This is a genomic window from Thorsellia anophelis DSM 18579 (assembly GCF_900111395.1).
In the GTDB taxonomy this organism is placed as follows: Bacteria; Pseudomonadota; Gammaproteobacteria; order Enterobacterales; family Thorselliaceae; genus Thorsellia; species Thorsellia anophelis.
Map to the genome: position 1 here is coordinate 1 of NZ_FOHV01000024.1, position 15932 is coordinate 15932.

15 protein-coding genes are annotated in these 15932 nt (G+C 36.0%); 1 reads left to right on the forward strand and 14 read right to left on the reverse strand.

From position 1 onward, the window contains the following. The 12 genes from BMW37_RS11405 to BMW37_RS11460 all read right to left on the reverse strand — a co-directional run. On the reverse strand, positions 1-284 hold a 284-nt coding region (locus BMW37_RS11405; protein ID WP_143047643.1), incomplete at its 3' end, for a transposase. A 52-nt stretch (positions 285-336) separates the two neighbouring features. Further along, a complete protein-coding gene (locus BMW37_RS11410) occupies positions 337-927 on the reverse strand; it encodes a hypothetical protein (protein ID WP_093321169.1) in 591 nt (196 codons plus the stop codon). Further along, the gene (locus BMW37_RS11415) at positions 920-2047 is read right to left on the reverse strand and encodes a hypothetical protein (RefSeq protein ID WP_093321172.1); all 1128 of its coding nucleotides are present in this window, start codon (positions 2045-2047) and stop codon (positions 920-922) included. Before BMW37_RS11415 ends, BMW37_RS11410 begins: the two co-directional genes overlap by 8 nt. A 169-nt stretch (positions 2048-2216) precedes the next feature. Continuing rightward, complete coding sequence (locus tag BMW37_RS11420) at positions 2217-3263, reverse strand: hypothetical protein (RefSeq protein ID WP_093321174.1); 1047 nt, start codon at positions 3261-3263, stop codon at positions 2217-2219. A 100-nt stretch (positions 3264-3363) separates the two neighbouring features. Continuing rightward, positions 3364-4143 carry a hypothetical protein gene (locus tag BMW37_RS11425; protein ID WP_143047644.1) on the reverse strand — a complete coding sequence of 260 codons (780 nt, stop codon included), beginning with the start codon at positions 4141-4143 and terminating at the stop codon, positions 3364-3366. A gap of 135 nt (positions 4144-4278) precedes the next feature. Next, positions 4279-5550, reverse strand: a complete 1272-nt coding sequence (locus BMW37_RS11430) for a CynX/NimT family MFS transporter (protein ID WP_093321180.1) — start codon at positions 5548-5550, stop codon at positions 4279-4281. Positions 5551-5643: 93 nt separating this feature from the next. Continuing rightward, entirely contained in the window at positions 5644-7305 is a 1662-nt protein-coding gene (locus BMW37_RS11435; protein WP_093321182.1) for a Na+/H+ antiporter, read from the reverse strand. A gap of 43 nt (positions 7306-7348) precedes the next feature. After that, complete coding sequence (gene yqhD / locus BMW37_RS11440; RefSeq protein ID WP_093321184.1) at positions 7349-8506, reverse strand: alcohol dehydrogenase; 1158 nt, start codon at positions 8504-8506, stop codon at positions 7349-7351. Positions 8507-8618: 112 nt separating this feature from the next. Then, the gene (gene metC / locus BMW37_RS11445; RefSeq protein WP_093321187.1) at positions 8619-9833 is read right to left on the reverse strand and encodes a cystathionine beta-lyase; all 1215 of its coding nucleotides are present in this window, start codon (positions 9831-9833) and stop codon (positions 8619-8621) included. Positions 9834-9890: 57 nt separating this feature from the next. Next, positions 9891-11132, reverse strand: a complete 1242-nt coding sequence (locus BMW37_RS11450; RefSeq protein WP_093321190.1) for a pyridoxal phosphate-dependent aminotransferase — start codon at positions 11130-11132, stop codon at positions 9891-9893. Positions 11133-11547: 415 nt separating this feature from the next. Next, entirely contained in the window at positions 11548-13191 is a 1644-nt protein-coding gene (groL, locus tag BMW37_RS11455; protein ID WP_093321192.1) for a chaperonin GroEL, read from the reverse strand. A 95-nt stretch (positions 13192-13286) separates the two neighbouring features. After that, entirely contained in the window at positions 13287-13577 is a 291-nt protein-coding gene (locus BMW37_RS11460) for a co-chaperone GroES (protein ID WP_093321194.1), read from the reverse strand. 870 nt (positions 13578-14447) lie between these two features. Between BMW37_RS11460 and BMW37_RS11465 the strand changes: the two genes are divergently transcribed. Further along, a complete protein-coding gene (locus BMW37_RS11465; protein ID WP_093321196.1) occupies positions 14448-15050 on the forward strand; it encodes a YhgN family NAAT transporter in 603 nt (200 codons plus the stop codon). Between the two features lie 33 nt (positions 15051-15083). On the opposite strand, the gene BMW37_RS11470 is transcribed toward BMW37_RS11465, so the two are convergent. Together BMW37_RS11470 and BMW37_RS15160 are read right to left on the reverse strand one after the other, a co-directional pair. Beyond that, positions 15084-15428: a protein tyrosine phosphatase family protein gene (locus BMW37_RS11470; RefSeq protein ID WP_093321199.1), complete on the reverse strand. Its 345-nt coding sequence runs from the start codon at positions 15426-15428 to the stop codon at positions 15084-15086. 322 nt (positions 15429-15750) lie between these two features. Then, positions 15751-15906, reverse strand: a complete 156-nt coding sequence (locus BMW37_RS15160; protein ID WP_177168656.1) for a hypothetical protein — start codon at positions 15904-15906, stop codon at positions 15751-15753. Positions 15907-15932 lie beyond the last annotated feature (26 nt).

Consider the following 15932-nt stretch of genomic DNA (forward strand, 5'->3'; position numbering starts at 1 on the left):
GTTGCCTTTTTTAGAATGCGGATATCCTCGCGGGCTTCAGCTAACTGGCGTTTGAGCTCATAAATTTCTCTTTTGTCTTCATTCAGGGGAACTTTACCCTCAGCTAAATTACCGGCTGTCTCATTTAAATACTGACTTTTCCAGCGCGTAACAGCTGAGTGAGATGCACCAGAAATTTCCATAACGTGTTTAATTGAATGATTATCTTCAACGATGAGTTTAGCGAATTCATTCTTTTGTTTTGGGGTAAAAGATTGGCGCACTTTTCTGTTTTTATCTGTCATGTAATGTCTCCAGTTTGATTGTCATTGTAGGCTATAATTGCCTACAAGAAAACTATACCAGTACAGAGTAAACACTGAAAAATATGATTAAGTATTTCTCATTAAACACAGCTTTGCGAAAATGATTGGAAATAAGGTTCATCGAGCAATCTGACTGAGATAGTTCAAATGGATTTCCAAACGCTTGTGTCTCATATCCCTTGATTGTGTTTTTTTTCATCCAATCAGGAAATGCAATTTGCATGCCAGGTAAATTAAACTGATAAAAATCATAAGGGGCTTTAATTTCTAAATTAGTGAAAAGTTGAATAAAAGGATAATCGGTGGCTTTATCTATGAAATATTGATTAACATCAACGGTTAACATTTTTTGTAAGTCAAGTGGAATAATATCTTCTTTAGAAAGTTTAATCGTACAGATATTACCGATGACTAAATTTTTTTGGCTAATTTGAATCGGTCTTTGTTTAAAATACAAGCTTAAGCTATCATAGTCAATATTCAAAGAAGAGGGGAGTGCATTTGTATGAATCCTTGAAAATGCCCAATTTGTCGACTCTTCTATGGCATTCACATAAGCACCATATAGTAAACCAGAAGATATAAATAGTAAGTTAAATAATTTTTTTAATATGCTATTCAATTGAAAGTCCTCTGGTTTTCATGTGGAGTAAAAATTCATTGAGTTCTTGCTCATAAATGTTATTTTGCTTAGTAATGTCGTTTATTGTGAGTTTTTCGATTTTTATCTTTTGTTCAATATGTTGGATATGAGTGTCTAAAAAAGCGTACTCTATTTCATATCGTTCAACCAAATCTACTAAGGATTGAGTGATTAGAGTTAATCTATCATGATACTCTTGCCAAATATTCTGGATGGTTTTTGTTCTTTCTAATTCTAAAGCTTCAATTGTTTCATTTTCATGATGAGAAGACATGCTTTTCTCATGGGCTTTAAATATTTCTAGATCGTATTTTGCTATCTTGTCATACGGGTTATTTAGCCGTTTAAATTGGTTTATCTCGTTATCAAATACTTTTAACAGATCCTCTTTGCTTTGAATTTCTTGACCAAAAATGTTGATATTTTTCCAATAATTTTGCTGTTCAAGTTTGATAGCTTCTAATTCGGATTCAAGCTTGGCTATAGAGGCTTGAGCTTCAGCCATCTGAGTGTTAAATTTTTCAATATCCAATTTAAATGATGCAACAAGCTTAGCAAAATTTTCACTGGCATCAGGATCATCAATAACGAGGTAGCGTATTTTATTGCCTTGTGCATAAGGGGGACTGCTTAGATACTGTTGAGTGACTAGCGTGTCTGGATTAATATCGATCGAAACACCCTGTTTATTTGTAACAGTAATATTGCTTAATGAATAGGAGGGAGATTGTCTATTTATAAATGCAGAGCCTCTATTGACCGAATCGACTACAGCTATAAAGTCTAATGTATCATTTTCATTTATGAATTTTTCATAAAAAATAACAGGTTGATATCCTTCATGCCAATCTTTAACAAAATGGAAGTAGTTCAATTCTTGGTATAACGGTTCAAGTGCTTTAATTTCACCTTTAACGTGTAATGAACTTTTTGGTGCAGTGGTCGCAACGATATTGGTATTGGTGATGCTGAAATTGACTAATTCAAATTGTGGCATTTTTTCTAATAAAATACGCCTAACCGCATTTTCAGTATAGTCAGCGGTGACAAATCTAGTTAAAAATAGGGCGGATAAGAGAATTAAAATTTTTATTTTCATATTGACTCTTTTGTTGCTTTGTCATGTGCAATTTTTACTGAAACAGTTCATTGCTAAAATTGTAAAAAATGCAGTCATTGCCTACAGTTTAGTAGTGTATTGTACCTTGGAATGTTAATGCTATTTGATTATTAACAGTAAATGAGATTAAACAGGTTCATCATCTCAATTAAATATCATCACAATGAGTCGGCTCTAACGTCATTAATTCAGAGTAAGACGATAAATTCGTGCAATACTGTTTATATTCAATTAGTTTTAATTTTATCTCCGATGATAAAGTTTCAATATCCAAAGAAATTTTATCAAGTTCATTATATTTTCCTATAACAGGCATATAATATTGGGCTATTAATTTTTCTTCTTTTTCTTTAAGGACTCTAAGGCTGCTATTGAATTGTTCTAATTGGTTGTCTATTGCTTTATCCATTTGTTGTTTCAATTTGTCAATAGTAGGATCCCATGAATCATAGTATTTTGCATTAGGGAGATATTTTTCTTTAATATAATTTTCAGCAAACTGTTTTGGATTTTCATTCTCGATATGGTTTTTAACTTCAGTATTGGCATACCTCAAAAAATCTGCTCTCGAGTTGAAATGATTTCCATTTAGTGTGATAGCTGACCAATAGGCTTCTAATTCCGTGGATAATTGCCTCTCTTTTTCCTTTAACTCTTTAATTTTAATTAAGGTTGGGGAGAGAGATTCATATAATTTAGCATAATGATCTTGTCGCTCAGCCACATATTGCAAAAAACGATTGGTCCCAACTAATAACGCTTCAGGAGGAATTTTGTCATTCGTAATGTAAGGTGCAAATATTGGCGTCTTTAAGTCGTCAATGAATAATTTGGTAGACTCATCTGTCGTTAAACTTTGCACTGAGGCGCTAAATGGTTTAGATTCATTAATCAGTCCAATTTTTTGATAGATGCTTTTATTGCTCCCTAGGCTAGGAAACTCTAAATAAAACTCCTTGGTTAATACGAATGATCCTTGAATATTATAGTCTTTTAACACATACTCTTGCGGTAACTGACTAGTCAGTTCGTCTAATTCATGATTTTCTTCGATTTGAATTTCTTCAATAATTACCCCTGTTATTAGCTGAGCGTTTATTTCAGAATTCAGTAATTCTCTAGAAAGTACAGTCGAATTCGCATGAGTAAAAGGTATAAATAAATAAAAAATTAAAATCAGATATTTGTATTTCAAGTTACAAGCCTCAATAGATTATAAGTCTTACATCTTTATTTAGGGAAAAATCTGCTACCGCTTATTAATTGAGCAACATATTCCAAGCGAGGATATATTGTTACATATCATAGTTAAACTCATAAGATTCTAAACAATAGCTTTCATTCAAATACTCACCTTCGGATAGCGCTTCAATAGCCCCCTTTGCCTCTAAATGTCTATATTTTTCCATTTGAGCTGTACGCTGGCTAATTAATTTAATATGTTTTCTATTTAAATCTGATAGGATATATCGATAAGGTGCAATTAATTTATCGTGCTGACTTGCACGTGTGAAATCATGTTCTACCAGATTGATTTGTTTTTCTATTTCAGATAATCGAAAATCTAATTGAGAAATGAAGTTTGATATCTCTTTGTTTTTTTGTTCATAAAAAGAACTGAGTTTATCACTTGCATGATTCAAGTCATCTTTTTTGTTATTTATACTGATAAATAAAGGAACCTTATCAAGCATTAAAGCTTGTTCTTTACTATAAAATTGAGGTGGAGTAAAACTAACCTTACTTTTTCCATAAAAGTCTCCAAAAATAAATAAAGGTTCCTCAGCTACACCTGATTTTAGTTCTTTTAAAACTATGTGATTTGGAAATTGCATATAACAAGCATAAATATTTTCTTTCAATGCGTAATTTGCGAACCCTTCAAATTGCTGGGATTCTGTTTCATTATGAAGCATTTCAAAATCTAAAATATCCATAAATGGAAATTGTTTTTCATACTCAGCTATGATTGTTTCAACAGAAATTCCGACTTTAGCCCAGCTAGTCATCACGTTCCCGATTGAGAAAAAGAGAAGTAGGGTAAATAAAGCGATTTTTTTACATGGGATTTTCATCATTAAATTCATTTAAGTTAAGTAGATAGTTAGTTTTTATTGTGTTAAATGTACTATTTAAACGAACGAAATAACATCAAAATTATCAAGTATACCATCTGTCTTGTGGTAACTGTTTGTTTTGTAATGAATTAATTACCATTCATCTTCTAAGAAACGGGGTTTGCTAACAATTAATCCCCCGATGAATAAGACGCATAAGCAAAACCCTAGAAAAATAAAAGGGGCGTGCCAATTATTAAACCAATCGTGGAATAATCCAAACATGAGAGGACCTGCGCAGCTCAGTAAATATCCAATTCCTTGGCCAAAAGAGGATAAGGAGGCGGAACCCTGCGCTGTGCGAGTCCTCAAATTGATTAAGGTTAATGCGAAAGGAAAAGTGCTAGGACCAAGCCCCACTAGCGTGACCCATATTAGAGGAGCGGCTAAAGGTGCAAATAGTAGACCTAAATAACCTGTTACAAAGCAAAAAATACATATCAGTACAAACGGCAAAGGATTTTTTAACCTTACTGCAGCAAGCGGTGCTAAAAATGCACTGAGTAGTCCAAGCGCTGAAAACAGACCTACCATATTGCCAGCGAAAACTTGAGTAGCGCCCGCTGAAGTAAAGATTCTAGGCAGCCAACTGAACATAGAATAGGTATTGAGTGAGGTCATGCCAAACATTAACGCTAACCCCCAGGCAAGTGGAGCGCGCCAGACTTTACCTTGTGTTTTATGATTCTCTAGCTGGTCTTCTTCATTATTATGTATTTCTGGTGTTGCCGCTTTGTTGTTTGATGAAGAAGAAGCTACTGATGCTTCACGCATTGCAGGGTATGCAAACCAGACATAAAGCCATAAAGCAAGACTAATAAAAGCAGTCACAGCCCATATTCCTAATGAAAATCGCCAATCCACTAAATTTGCAAGAGGTACAGCAGTAAATGCAGGGAGCAAGGTCCCGATTTGTAAAATGACAATATAATAGATACTAATTGAACCTATTTTTTCTGGGAAATAACGTTTAACCAATGGCGGCAGAACTACGTTACCCATGCCCATTCCTAGTAGTGCAATTAATGAACTTGCTAAAAAAAAGGGGATGTTCATGCTGTATGATCTAAGGAGTAAACCAATAAAGGCAAACAACATTGCGGCAATCACTGTTTTTTCTAGATTGATTTTACGCATAAAGGCAGGGGTAACAATGCCGGCAGCTGCAAATGCCATAGTCGGAAGCATACCAAACACACCCACTAAAAAATTTCCAAATTCAAAACTTTCATGTAATTTTTCAACTAATGGAGTCAGGGAGGTGACCGCCGTTCGTAAGTTAAATGAAGTGACTAAAATACTAATTAAAATCAGCACGCGTCCTTGTTTTATGGAAAGCTTAAAAGATGGGGTAATATTAGCCATAGTGCTCCCTTAGGGCATAGGTAAAAATACAATTAAAAGCAAGATGAGTATTATTCATTTAGATGGAATAATACTCATAAAAGGCAGCTTAGCTTAATGATGTGGGTCTTTATCAATTAACACTGCTTCTAATAAATCTAAGTCATGTAATATCATATTCATTGTATCATTACTGATTTCTTTTCTTGCTCGTAGCTTATAGAGTTTGGATCGTTCAGCTCTTAAACCCGCAAGCATGAATCTGCGTTCTAATCCTTCTAAAGCAAGTGACCTCTCTTCATTATCACGATTATCAAGTCGCCTTCTGAGCGTTGTCGTTGCATTCATGCTCGCTTCTTGTAATAGTTCGTCATCATAATTTTCTTCAGCATCATGAGAAAGATGCTCTTGCATTTTATTAATCGTGTGAATCGCTGCTTCTGCCATAGCGAGACGTGCGATGCGCTGCTCTGCTTCTAGGGCTTTATGGTCAACTGCTTGTACACCTTTTAATAAAAACGGCAGAATCACAATCGCGACAATAATTGAAATTAAAATGATACCAGTTGCAATGAAGACTAACTGGTAACGACCAGGAAAAGGAATGCCATTTTCAATATCGGTCAATAAGGGAATAGATAGTACACCTGCAAGTGTAATTGCACCTCGAACCCCTGAGAAAGTCGCAATAAAGATATCTTTTATTGAGTATTGTGAAAGAATCATTGGCTTTTTCTTAAACATGAGATCCCCACCTTTCTTCATGCAAAAAAACCAAATAAAGCGCAATACTAATAGTGCAATATAAATTAACGGAACATATAAAAAAAGTGTCCAAGTTTCAATGCTTTTATCAGCTTCAGCCTGGCTAAAAGAGGACGTTAATATATCTGGTAACTGTAATCCTAGCATAATAAATACCATACCGTTGAAGACAAACTCCAGCATGGTCCATACTCCGTTTGCACGAAGTCTTGTTGCGATAGAGGCTTGGCGCATTACTCCTGTATGATTGAAGGTAATACCAGCGGCAACCGCTGCTAAAATACCTGATGTGTGTAAATGCTCAGCAACTAAATACGAAGCAAACGGGAGTAATAGTAGCATCACGATTTGGGTAGCAGGATCGTCACCACGCCATCTTATCATCAGCATTAATGCTCTTGAATATAGCCAAGTTACTGCGATACCGACAAATAATCCACCAAATGCCACTTTAACAAATTCTACTGAAGCAGTGGAAACACTAAATTCCATGACGCCAGTTACTACTAATATGGCAAATTTTAGGGCGACTAGACCAGAGGCATCATTCATCAACGCCTCTCCTTCTAATACACCCATTAAACGGTGAGGCATTCTACCTTTACCGACTATACCAGATAGTGCGACAGCATCTGTTGGCGATAAAACTGCAGCCAAGGCAAATGCTGCAACTAAGGGTAAACCAGGCAACATCCAATGGATTAAATAACCAATTCCGATGACAGTTATCAGAACTAAAACCAGGGCTAAACCGATAATTTCTCTTGAATTAGCAATTAATTCTCTTAAGGGGGTCTTCCAACCATCTGAAAAAAGTAATGGTGGAATAAATAAGAGTAAGAAAAGGTTTGGATCAAAGGTAACATGCATGCCGAAATAAGGCAGCGCCAATATCGCCCCAATTACGATTTGAATAATCGGTAAAGGCGCTTGAAAAGGCAATATGCGAGTTACAACCCCAGATAGTGATACTGCAAGTGTTAGCACCAGAATGGTTAAAAATATATCCATAGAGACTTAATGTACCTCAAATACTAAAACGATTAATAAAATATTAGAGTGCTAGGCGTAAGATATCTTCACTTACTTCTAATGTAATATCTTGATTTTCTCCTAATGCTGTCATGCCATGCTCCTTGAGTTTAGCAATTAACTTAGGAATACTTTCTTCGCTAATATCATAATCAGATAAGCGTGTTTTATTACCCATTTTTTCAAAAAAGTCACGAGTTTTTCGAATTGCTTCGGCAATTTTTTCTTCATCAGTACCTTTTGTAATTCCCCAAACACGATTAGCAAATTGTAACAGTTTTGCGTGTTTTGTATCTTGTTTAATTGTCATTAATGCAGGCAGGATAATGGCTAACGTTTGAGCGTGATCTAATCCATGCAGTGCAGTCAATTCATGCCCTAGCATATGAGTTGCCCAGTCTTGTGGTACGCCTGCGCCTATTAGACCATTAAGTGCTAAAGTAGCCGTCCACATAATATTTGCTCTTGTACCATAATCAAGTGGGTTAGCAAGTGCTTTGGGACCTTCTTCAATAAGTGTTAAGAAAATACCTTCAGCAAATCTATCTTGGATAGGAGCATTAACAGGGTAGGTTAGATATTGTTCAATAGTATGCACAAATGCATCTACTACGCCATTAGCGACTTGACGAGTTGGTAATGAATAGGTTGATGTGGGGTCTAAAACAGAAAATTTAGGAAAGCACAGTGGTGATAGAAATGCAAGTTTGGCGCCTATGCTTGGTCTTGAAATCACTGAGCCGCAATTCATTTCAGATCCTGTTGCAGGTAAAGTTAACACGCTACCGAATGGAAGTGCATTAGTCACACTAGCGCCGCCTTTAGTTAAAATCTCCCAAGGGTCGCCTTTGTAATTTACTGCCGCTGCCACAAACTTAGTCCCATCAATAACAGAACCGCCACCAACAGCAAGTAAAAAATCAAGTTTTTCTGCACGAATTAATTCAACTGCTTTCATCAAGGTATCATAAGTTGGATTCGCTTCAATGCCACCAAACTCCTGCACATCAAAACCGGTCAACGCCTCTTTTACCTGTGCATATACGCCATTTTTCATGATGCTACCGCCGCCATAAAGAATTAAAACCTTAGCACCTTGTGGAATTTCTTGAGAGATAGCAGCTATTTGACCTTCACCAAATAAAATTTTTGTTGGCATATGTAGTTGGAAATTATTCATTATTCACTCCATTAATGATGGTAAGTATATCTGAATATAAATGATTTTATTTTCAGTCTGTAATACGTTGCTGAACTTTTGTTATCCCTTGCTCAGCTTTGGGAGTCAAGCATTAAAGGTAATTTTCAATACGTTTAAGCATATTACCTAGATCATGAATCAGATCTTCAGGTGATTCCAGACCAATATGTAGACGTATAAGGGTCGTTGTGATATCAACACTATTTTTTGGTCTCATACTTTTAAGTGCATTTGGTTCAATAGCCAAAATTAAAGATTCAAATCCACCCCAAGAAAAAGCCATTTTAAAAAGCTTTGCAGGCTCTATCATGTGCGCTATTTGTTCCTCAGAGAGGTTATGATTGAGCGTAAAAGAAAATAAACCACACGAACCTTGGAAATCACGCTTGAAAAACTCATGTCCAGGACAACTTGCTAATGCAGGGTGAAACACTTTATCTACCAAAGGATGTGAATTTAACCAATTTGCAACTTGTAGGCTACTTGCTTCATGTTGTTTTAGTCGAGTAGCTAACGTTCTAAGACCACGAGAGGCCATATACGCTGTATCTGCATCAACTGTTTGGCCTAATGTGTAGGCTTGTTCTCTCAATTGGTCCCAACATCTTTCATTACTCACTGCCGTACCAAGCATATAATCAGAATGGCCGATTAAATATTTAGTCCCTGACTGAATTGAGATATCTATTCCAAAAGAGAGCGCTTTAAATAAGTAACCTGCAGCCCATGTATTATCAATCATGATAATGATTTCAGGGTTTTTGGCTCTAGCTAATTGCACTATGGTTGGAATATCTTGTACTTCCATGGTAATGGAACCAGGCGATTCTAAAAATAACACTTTGGTATTAGGCTTGATATAGTCAATAATTTTATGACTAATACTGGCTTCGAAAAATGTGGTTTCGACACCAAATTTTGTTAAAATATGGTGACAAAAATCTTGTGATGGTTCATAAGCTGAGCCTGTCATTAAAACATGATCGCCTGTTTTCACAAAGGCAAGAATGGATTGGCTGATAGCAGCCGCGCCAGAAGGGAAAAGTGCACAACCCGCCCCTCCTTCTAATTCACATAAGGCTTCCTTTAGGGCAAAATGGGTAAGTGTACCTCTCCTACCATAAAAAAGTTCTGTTTTATGCTTATTTTGACCAGCAAACTGCTTTTGGGCTAAGGAATCGAAAATGATTGATGAGCCTCTTTGTACGATCGGATTGACTGTTTGTAGGGTATAGCGAGGATCTCTACCTGTATGAATTAACCCTGTTTCTTGTGTAAAATTAGCCTTGTCATTAGGATTTGCCATTCTTAGCTCCAAAAGCACTCAGTGATAAAATAAATAATGTGATTTTTCAGTATAAAGTTATAACTGGCTATACGTTTGTAAAAATTGCCCAAATCGCGTAATTGCAGTGGTGAGTTCATCTTCTCTTGGTAGCGTTACGATTCTTACATGGTCAGGTCTTGGCCAATTAAATCCAGTACCTTGGACAAGTAATACTTTTTGTTGCAGTAAGAAATCAAGCACCATTTTTTGGTCATCGTGAATATTAAATCGTTTAATATCTATTTTCGGAAACATATAAAGCGCACCTTGCGGTTTTACGCACGAAACACCGGGAATTTGATTAATTAATTCCCAGGCTAAATTTCGCTGTTCATAAAGACGACCACCAGGATGAATAAACTCTTCAATACTTTGGTAACCACCTAGTGCTGTTTGAATCGCATGTTGCATGGGCACATTTGCGCACAATCTCATTGAGGCTAACATTTCAAGCCCTTCAATATACCCTTTTGCATGTTTTTTAGGACCATGAATGACCATCCAACCTTGTCTAAATCCAGCCACACGGTAGGTTTTGGATAGCCCGTTAAATGTAATCGTGAGTAAGTCTGGGGCAAGTGTGCCAACAGAATGATGAACTGCACCATCGTATAAAATTTTATCATAGATTTCATCAGCAAAAATGATAAGACCATGCTGGCGAGCGAGTTCAATAATATCAAGCAAGACTTCTTTGCTGTATACCGCACCTGTTGGATTATTGGGATTGATAACCACAATTGCTCTTGTTCTTGGCGTGATTTTTTTGCGAATATCCTCCACATCAGGTAACCAGCCTGCTTCTTCATCACACATATAGTGCATTGCTTTACCATTTGATAGGGTAACAGCAGCAGTCCATAAGGGGTAATCAGGTGCAGGTACTAATACCTCATCACCTGTATTTAAGAGCGCTTGCATGGCCATGACAATCAGTTCTGATACGCCGTTACCTATGTAAACATCTTCAACATCCATATCACGCATATTACGTTTTTGGTAGTGTTGGACAATCGCTTTTCTGGCTGAAAAGAGTCCTTTCGAGTCACAGTACCCTTGTGAGGTGGTGAGATTTTTAATGACATCGACTAAGACTTCATCTGGTGCCTCAAATCCAAAAGGCGCAGGATTACCTATATTGAGCTTAATGATTTTATGGCCTTCTTCTTCCATTCGTTTTGCTTCTTTGAGTACAGGTCCACGAATATCATAACAGACATTATCAAGTTTTTTAGATTTATCAAATTGTTGTAGTGTTGAAGCAGAGTTATTTTGCATATATATCCCTGTGCATGAAGTTTGAGATAGCAACGTCAATTTGCGTTGTTGTGGACTTGTTGAAATATTCTAGTTCATCCTATTTAGGGATAAATGAGGATAGATAATAGAATTACAGTTACTTTTTATCATTAAGTCGAACAGAAATGAAGAGGCTAAACTAGAAAAATAAGAAAAAAACGTAAATTGTTTTCTTTATAACTTAATTACGACTAGTATAACAAATTAATTAACTCAATTCTGATATTAATTGATAACAATTTCATCTTCATAATAACTTAAAGCATGCGCTAAAAATAGGGTTAGATTAATATATGCAATATGAATACATTCAGCAAAAAATGATTATTATGAAGCAGGTATAAAAAACCCGCCATATAGGCGGGTTTTAACCTAAAATGTTTAGGTGAAGGGGTTACATCATGCCGCCCATTCCACCCATGCCGCCCATACCAGCACCCATGTCAGCGCCTTTATCTTCTTTTGGTAGGTCAGTTATCATACATTCAGTTGTAATCATTAAGCCTGCAATTGAAGAAGCGTATTGAAGAGCTGAACGAGTTACTTTGGTCGGATCTAAAATACCCATTTCAATCATATCACCATATACTTCAGTTGCTGCATTGTAACCTTGGTTACCTTTAGCTGCTTTAACTTGGTTAACCACAACAGAAGCTTCTTCTCCTGCGTTAGTTACGATTTGACGTAATGGTGCTTCCATTGCACGAAGTGCAACTCTGATACCAACTGTTTGATCTTCATTATCACCTGTTAAGCTTGCAATAGTTGCAGCAGCACGTACAAGCGCAACACCACCACCAGGAACAACACCTTCTTCTACTGCCGCGCGAGTTGCTTGTAATGCATCTTCAACACGTGCTTTTTTCTCTTTCATTTCGATTTCAGTTGCTGCGCCTACTTTAAGCACGGCAACACCACCTGCAAGTTTAGCAACGCGCTCTTGTAGTTTTTCTTTGTCGTAGTCAGAAGTTGCTTCTTCGATTTGTTGACGAATTTGAGCAACGCGGCCTTTAATATCAGCATCGTCACCCACGCCATCGATGATAGTCGTATTATCTTTATTGATAACAACGCGTTTTGCTTGACCTAAATCGTCTAAAGTTGCTTTTTCTAGCTCTAAACCAACTTCTTCAGAAATGACTGTACCTTTTGTTAGTACAGCGATATCTTGAAGCATTGCTTTACGACGATCACCAAAGCCTGGTGCTTTAACCGCTGCTACTTTAACAATACCACGCATAGTATTAACAACCAATGTTGCTAATGCCTCACCTTCAACATCTTCAGCAATAATGACAAGTGGCTTACCAGCTTTTGCAACTGCTTCTAAAATTGGTAATAATTCACGAATATTAGAGATTTTTTTATCAACTAATAGAATATAAGGAGAGTCTAATTCTACTGCACCTGTTTCTGGTTTGTTGATGAAATATGGTGATAAGTAACCACGATCAAATTGCATACCTTCAACAACATCTAGCTCATCTTCAAGTCCAGTGCCTTCTTCTACAGTGATAACACCTTCTTTACCTACTTTATCCATTGCTTGTGCAATTAATTTACCAACTGTTTCATCTGAGTTAGCAGAAATTGTACCTACTTGTGCAATTGCTTTACTATCAGCGCACGGTACAGATAATTTTTTAAGTTCCGCTACAGCTGCGATAACTGCTTTATCGATACCACGTTTTAAATCCATTGGATTCATGCCAGCAGCAACAGCTTTTAAACCTTCGGTAACAATTGCTTGGGCTAATACTGTTGCAGTAGTTGTACCATCACCCGCGGCATCATTTGCTTTAGAAGCAACTTCTTTAACCATTTGAGCACCCATGTTTTCGAATTTATCTTCTAATTCGATTTCACGAGCAACAGATACACCATCTTTAGTGATTGTTGGTGAGCCAAATGATTTATCTAATACAACATTACGACCTTTAGGACCTAGAGTTACTTTAACTGCATTTGCAAGAATATTTACGCCATTTAGCATTTTGATACGAGCGTCATTTCCAAATTTAACATCTTTAGCTGCCATGTTATTTCCTTTATTTTTATTAATGAGTAATTAATTAACAATAGTGATTGAATATATCAATCAGCTGTTTTGAAGTAAAAAATTGAACGTTTTAATTATTCTACAATTGCAAGAATATCGTTTTCTGACATAATTAAAACTTCTTGGTTATCTATTTTTTCAACTTTAACGCCATAACCATCACTAAAAATCACAGTATCGCCAATTTTAACGTTCATTGGTGCTGTTTTACCATCTTCTAAAATACGACCTGTTCCAACGGCAATTACTTCACCACGTGTCGATTTACCTGCTGCAGAACCTGTTAAAACAATTCCGCCAGCTGATTTTGATTCGACTTCTAAACGTTTAACAATAACGCGATCATGTAAAGGACGAATTTTCATTAATAATGCTCCTGTAATTTAAATGACAAATGTTAATTTAAAATAATTACCTTTACTTTATACTTAGGCATGAAATGACTTAAGTATGATTATAGTAAGATAATTTCACTGCTTAAAATTTATGGTAGGGTTAATTTTACCCAGACCGACTTTATTTTGGTAATGGATTCATTACCACTGCCTGTTATGTGGGGGTGAAAATACAATGTTCAAGGGGTAGAAGAAAAAAAAGTGGAAATAGTAAATTACTCAAATAATTAAAATGGTGAGTAGAGCCAAATATTTTGGAACAATCTATATTCAATTTTAAAAAATACAAGTTTAGTGACGGCTAAACTGTAATAGTACAATTTTTTAGGTTAATCTGTAATTATTTGAAAAAGGAGTGTACAGCTGAATAACAGCGAGATATGGTCAAGATTATAGAGAGTTTAGATGGTGATTAGGCTATAAAAGGGCTGGGGTGGAGAATGTTTATTAACTGCCCTCACTTTTGATGACAAAAGATGATGCTGTCTAGGCACTATAGAATCGTGTTATTGATAGCTACGTTGATTGTTGTATATTTTCAAGAAGTAATTTAAAGGCTGTGGTGTGATGCTTCCCACTGTGGATGATCTTGTAAATAATGTTTCAACTATTTCTATAGTGATATTATTTGCTTTATTGTAGGATTCACCGGTTAACAATCAAATATCGTATTAGAGAATTTGTTTTTACTGCCTTTCTTAAGCATTAAGCACATTGCTGAAAAAATGCATCATTCAAACACCTTCAGATATAAAGTAAAATACCCTAAATTTTGAGATGTGCTTGAGGTAGTAAAAGTGTATAATTTTACAACACTCTAATAATGTTAAGGTAAGCCCCATGACTGATCTTTTTTCCGCGACGATGCTGCTTTTTTTGATTATGGATCCTTTAGGTAATCTTCCTATTTTTATGTCCGCACTTAAGTATTTAGAGCCTAAGCGCAGGCGAATAATTGTCATGAGGGAGTTGTTGATCGCCCTTTTTGTCATGTTATTATTTTTATTTGCAGGTAATGGAATTTTAAGTACTTTAGACTTAAGACCTGAAACAGTTTCTATATCAGGTGGGATTATTTTATTTTTAATCGCAATTAAAATGATATTTCCATCTAGCGAAAGTAATAGTCTTGGATTACGTGTTGGGGAAGAACCTTTTATTGTTCCACTAGCAATACCTCTAGTTGCGGGACCTTCTATTTTAGCTACCTTGATTTTGCTTTCAAATCAAAAAACAGCTGACATGGGGAATTTAGTGTTCGCTTTATTTATGGCATGGGGACTTTCTGCTGTTATTTTATTGATGTCAAACTTCTTTCTGAAAATACTAGGTAGTAAAGGTATTAATGCACTAGAACGCCTCATGGGACTAGTGTTGGTGATGATTTCTACCCAGATGTTCTTAGATGGAATTAAATCTTATTTAGGCAACTTCACCACCTAGTTTAGTCAATAGCGGTGATATTGATTCTTCAGCTTAACCCAACCCATTAAATAATATGGTGCAGCGATTGCCAGAACGGCAAAATGCTAAAATAGGTTGTGGTAATGAATTGACTAATTCTTTAAATCTATGACAATCAGTTGGGGTGATTGCAGGTGTCGATACCGGTAAATAGGCGCAGACCAATCCAAGCATCTCAGCTTCTTTCATTACAGACTCCGCTGTAGGCTGCGTATCACCAAGTTCAAAATCTGGAAGATTAATAATAAGGCTTCTAAAGCCTGCATTCATGACTTTTTGCATGTCCGAAGGAAGCAATTGTGGGCTGACAGCGAGATATTCAGTCAGATATTTGATATTAAGAGGTGTGTTGTTCATAGTTTATCCTTCGTATGTTTTGCCCATTTATCCTCTAATTGAGTTTCGCCAATTGCTAGGCACCAGAGGATATCATGAGGTTGTTTACTTCTAAGTGATTTAATTACTAAGGTCTTATATAACAAAATCCTTCTTTTTGGTGTGTAATTAAGCTATAAACACTAGATGGAATAATTTGAATATAATCTGGCAGCATATCTTGCGTAATTTTAGCTGAACGAAGGGAATTTTCACAGGCTAATAAAGTGGCATGAGGTGAAATTTCCGCCCAAGGGATTACATCATCTAGATGGTTAAGAGGCGAATTAATAAGGGATTTTACCTAATCACCATTAAAAATAACATGAATAAGCAGATCCCCTAAATAAGATTCAGTATTGAGTCTCGCTTTATTCTCTATAACCAAGTTATTAATATTATTGAATATAGCTTTGCATCTTTCTAATTCAGCGGCATGAAATAAAATGGATGTTAGCATTTTAGATACTCCTTTTTTGCTCTACA

Coding starts and splice junctions, on each gene's coding strand:
- BMW37_RS11415 (WP_093321172.1), bottom strand. CDS start 2,047: ATGAAAATAAAAATTTTAATTCTCTTATCCGCCCTATTTTTAACTAGA.
- BMW37_RS11425 (WP_143047644.1), bottom strand. CDS start 4,143: ATGAAAATCCCATGTAAAAAAATCGCTTTATTTACCCTACTTCTCTTT.
- BMW37_RS11430 (WP_093321180.1), bottom strand. CDS start 5,550: ATGGCTAATATTACCCCATCTTTTAAGCTTTCCATAAAACAAGGACGC.
- BMW37_RS11435 (WP_093321182.1), bottom strand. CDS start 7,305: ATGGATATATTTTTAACCATTCTGGTGCTAACACTTGCAGTATCACTA.
- yqhD (WP_093321184.1), bottom strand. CDS start 8,506: ATGAATAATTTCCAACTACATATGCCAACAAAAATTTTATTTGGTGAA.
- metC (WP_093321187.1), bottom strand. CDS start 9,833: ATGGCAAATCCTAATGACAAGGCTAATTTTACACAAGAAACAGGGTTA.
- BMW37_RS11450 (WP_093321190.1), bottom strand. CDS start 11,132: ATGCAAAATAACTCTGCTTCAACACTACAACAATTTGATAAATCTAAA.
- groL (WP_093321192.1), bottom strand. CDS start 13,191: ATGGCAGCTAAAGATGTTAAATTTGGAAATGACGCTCGTATCAAAATG.
- BMW37_RS11460 (WP_093321194.1), bottom strand. CDS start 13,577: ATGAAAATTCGTCCTTTACATGATCGCGTTATTGTTAAACGTTTAGAA.
- BMW37_RS11465 (WP_093321196.1), top strand. CDS start 14,448: ATGACTGATCTTTTTTCCGCGACGATGCTGCTTTTTTTGATTATGGAT.
- BMW37_RS11470 (WP_093321199.1), bottom strand. CDS start 15,428: ATGAACAACACACCTCTTAATATCAAATATCTGACTGAATATCTCGCT.
- BMW37_RS15160 (WP_177168656.1), bottom strand. CDS start 15,906: ATGCTAACATCCATTTTATTTCATGCCGCTGAATTAGAAAGATGCAAA.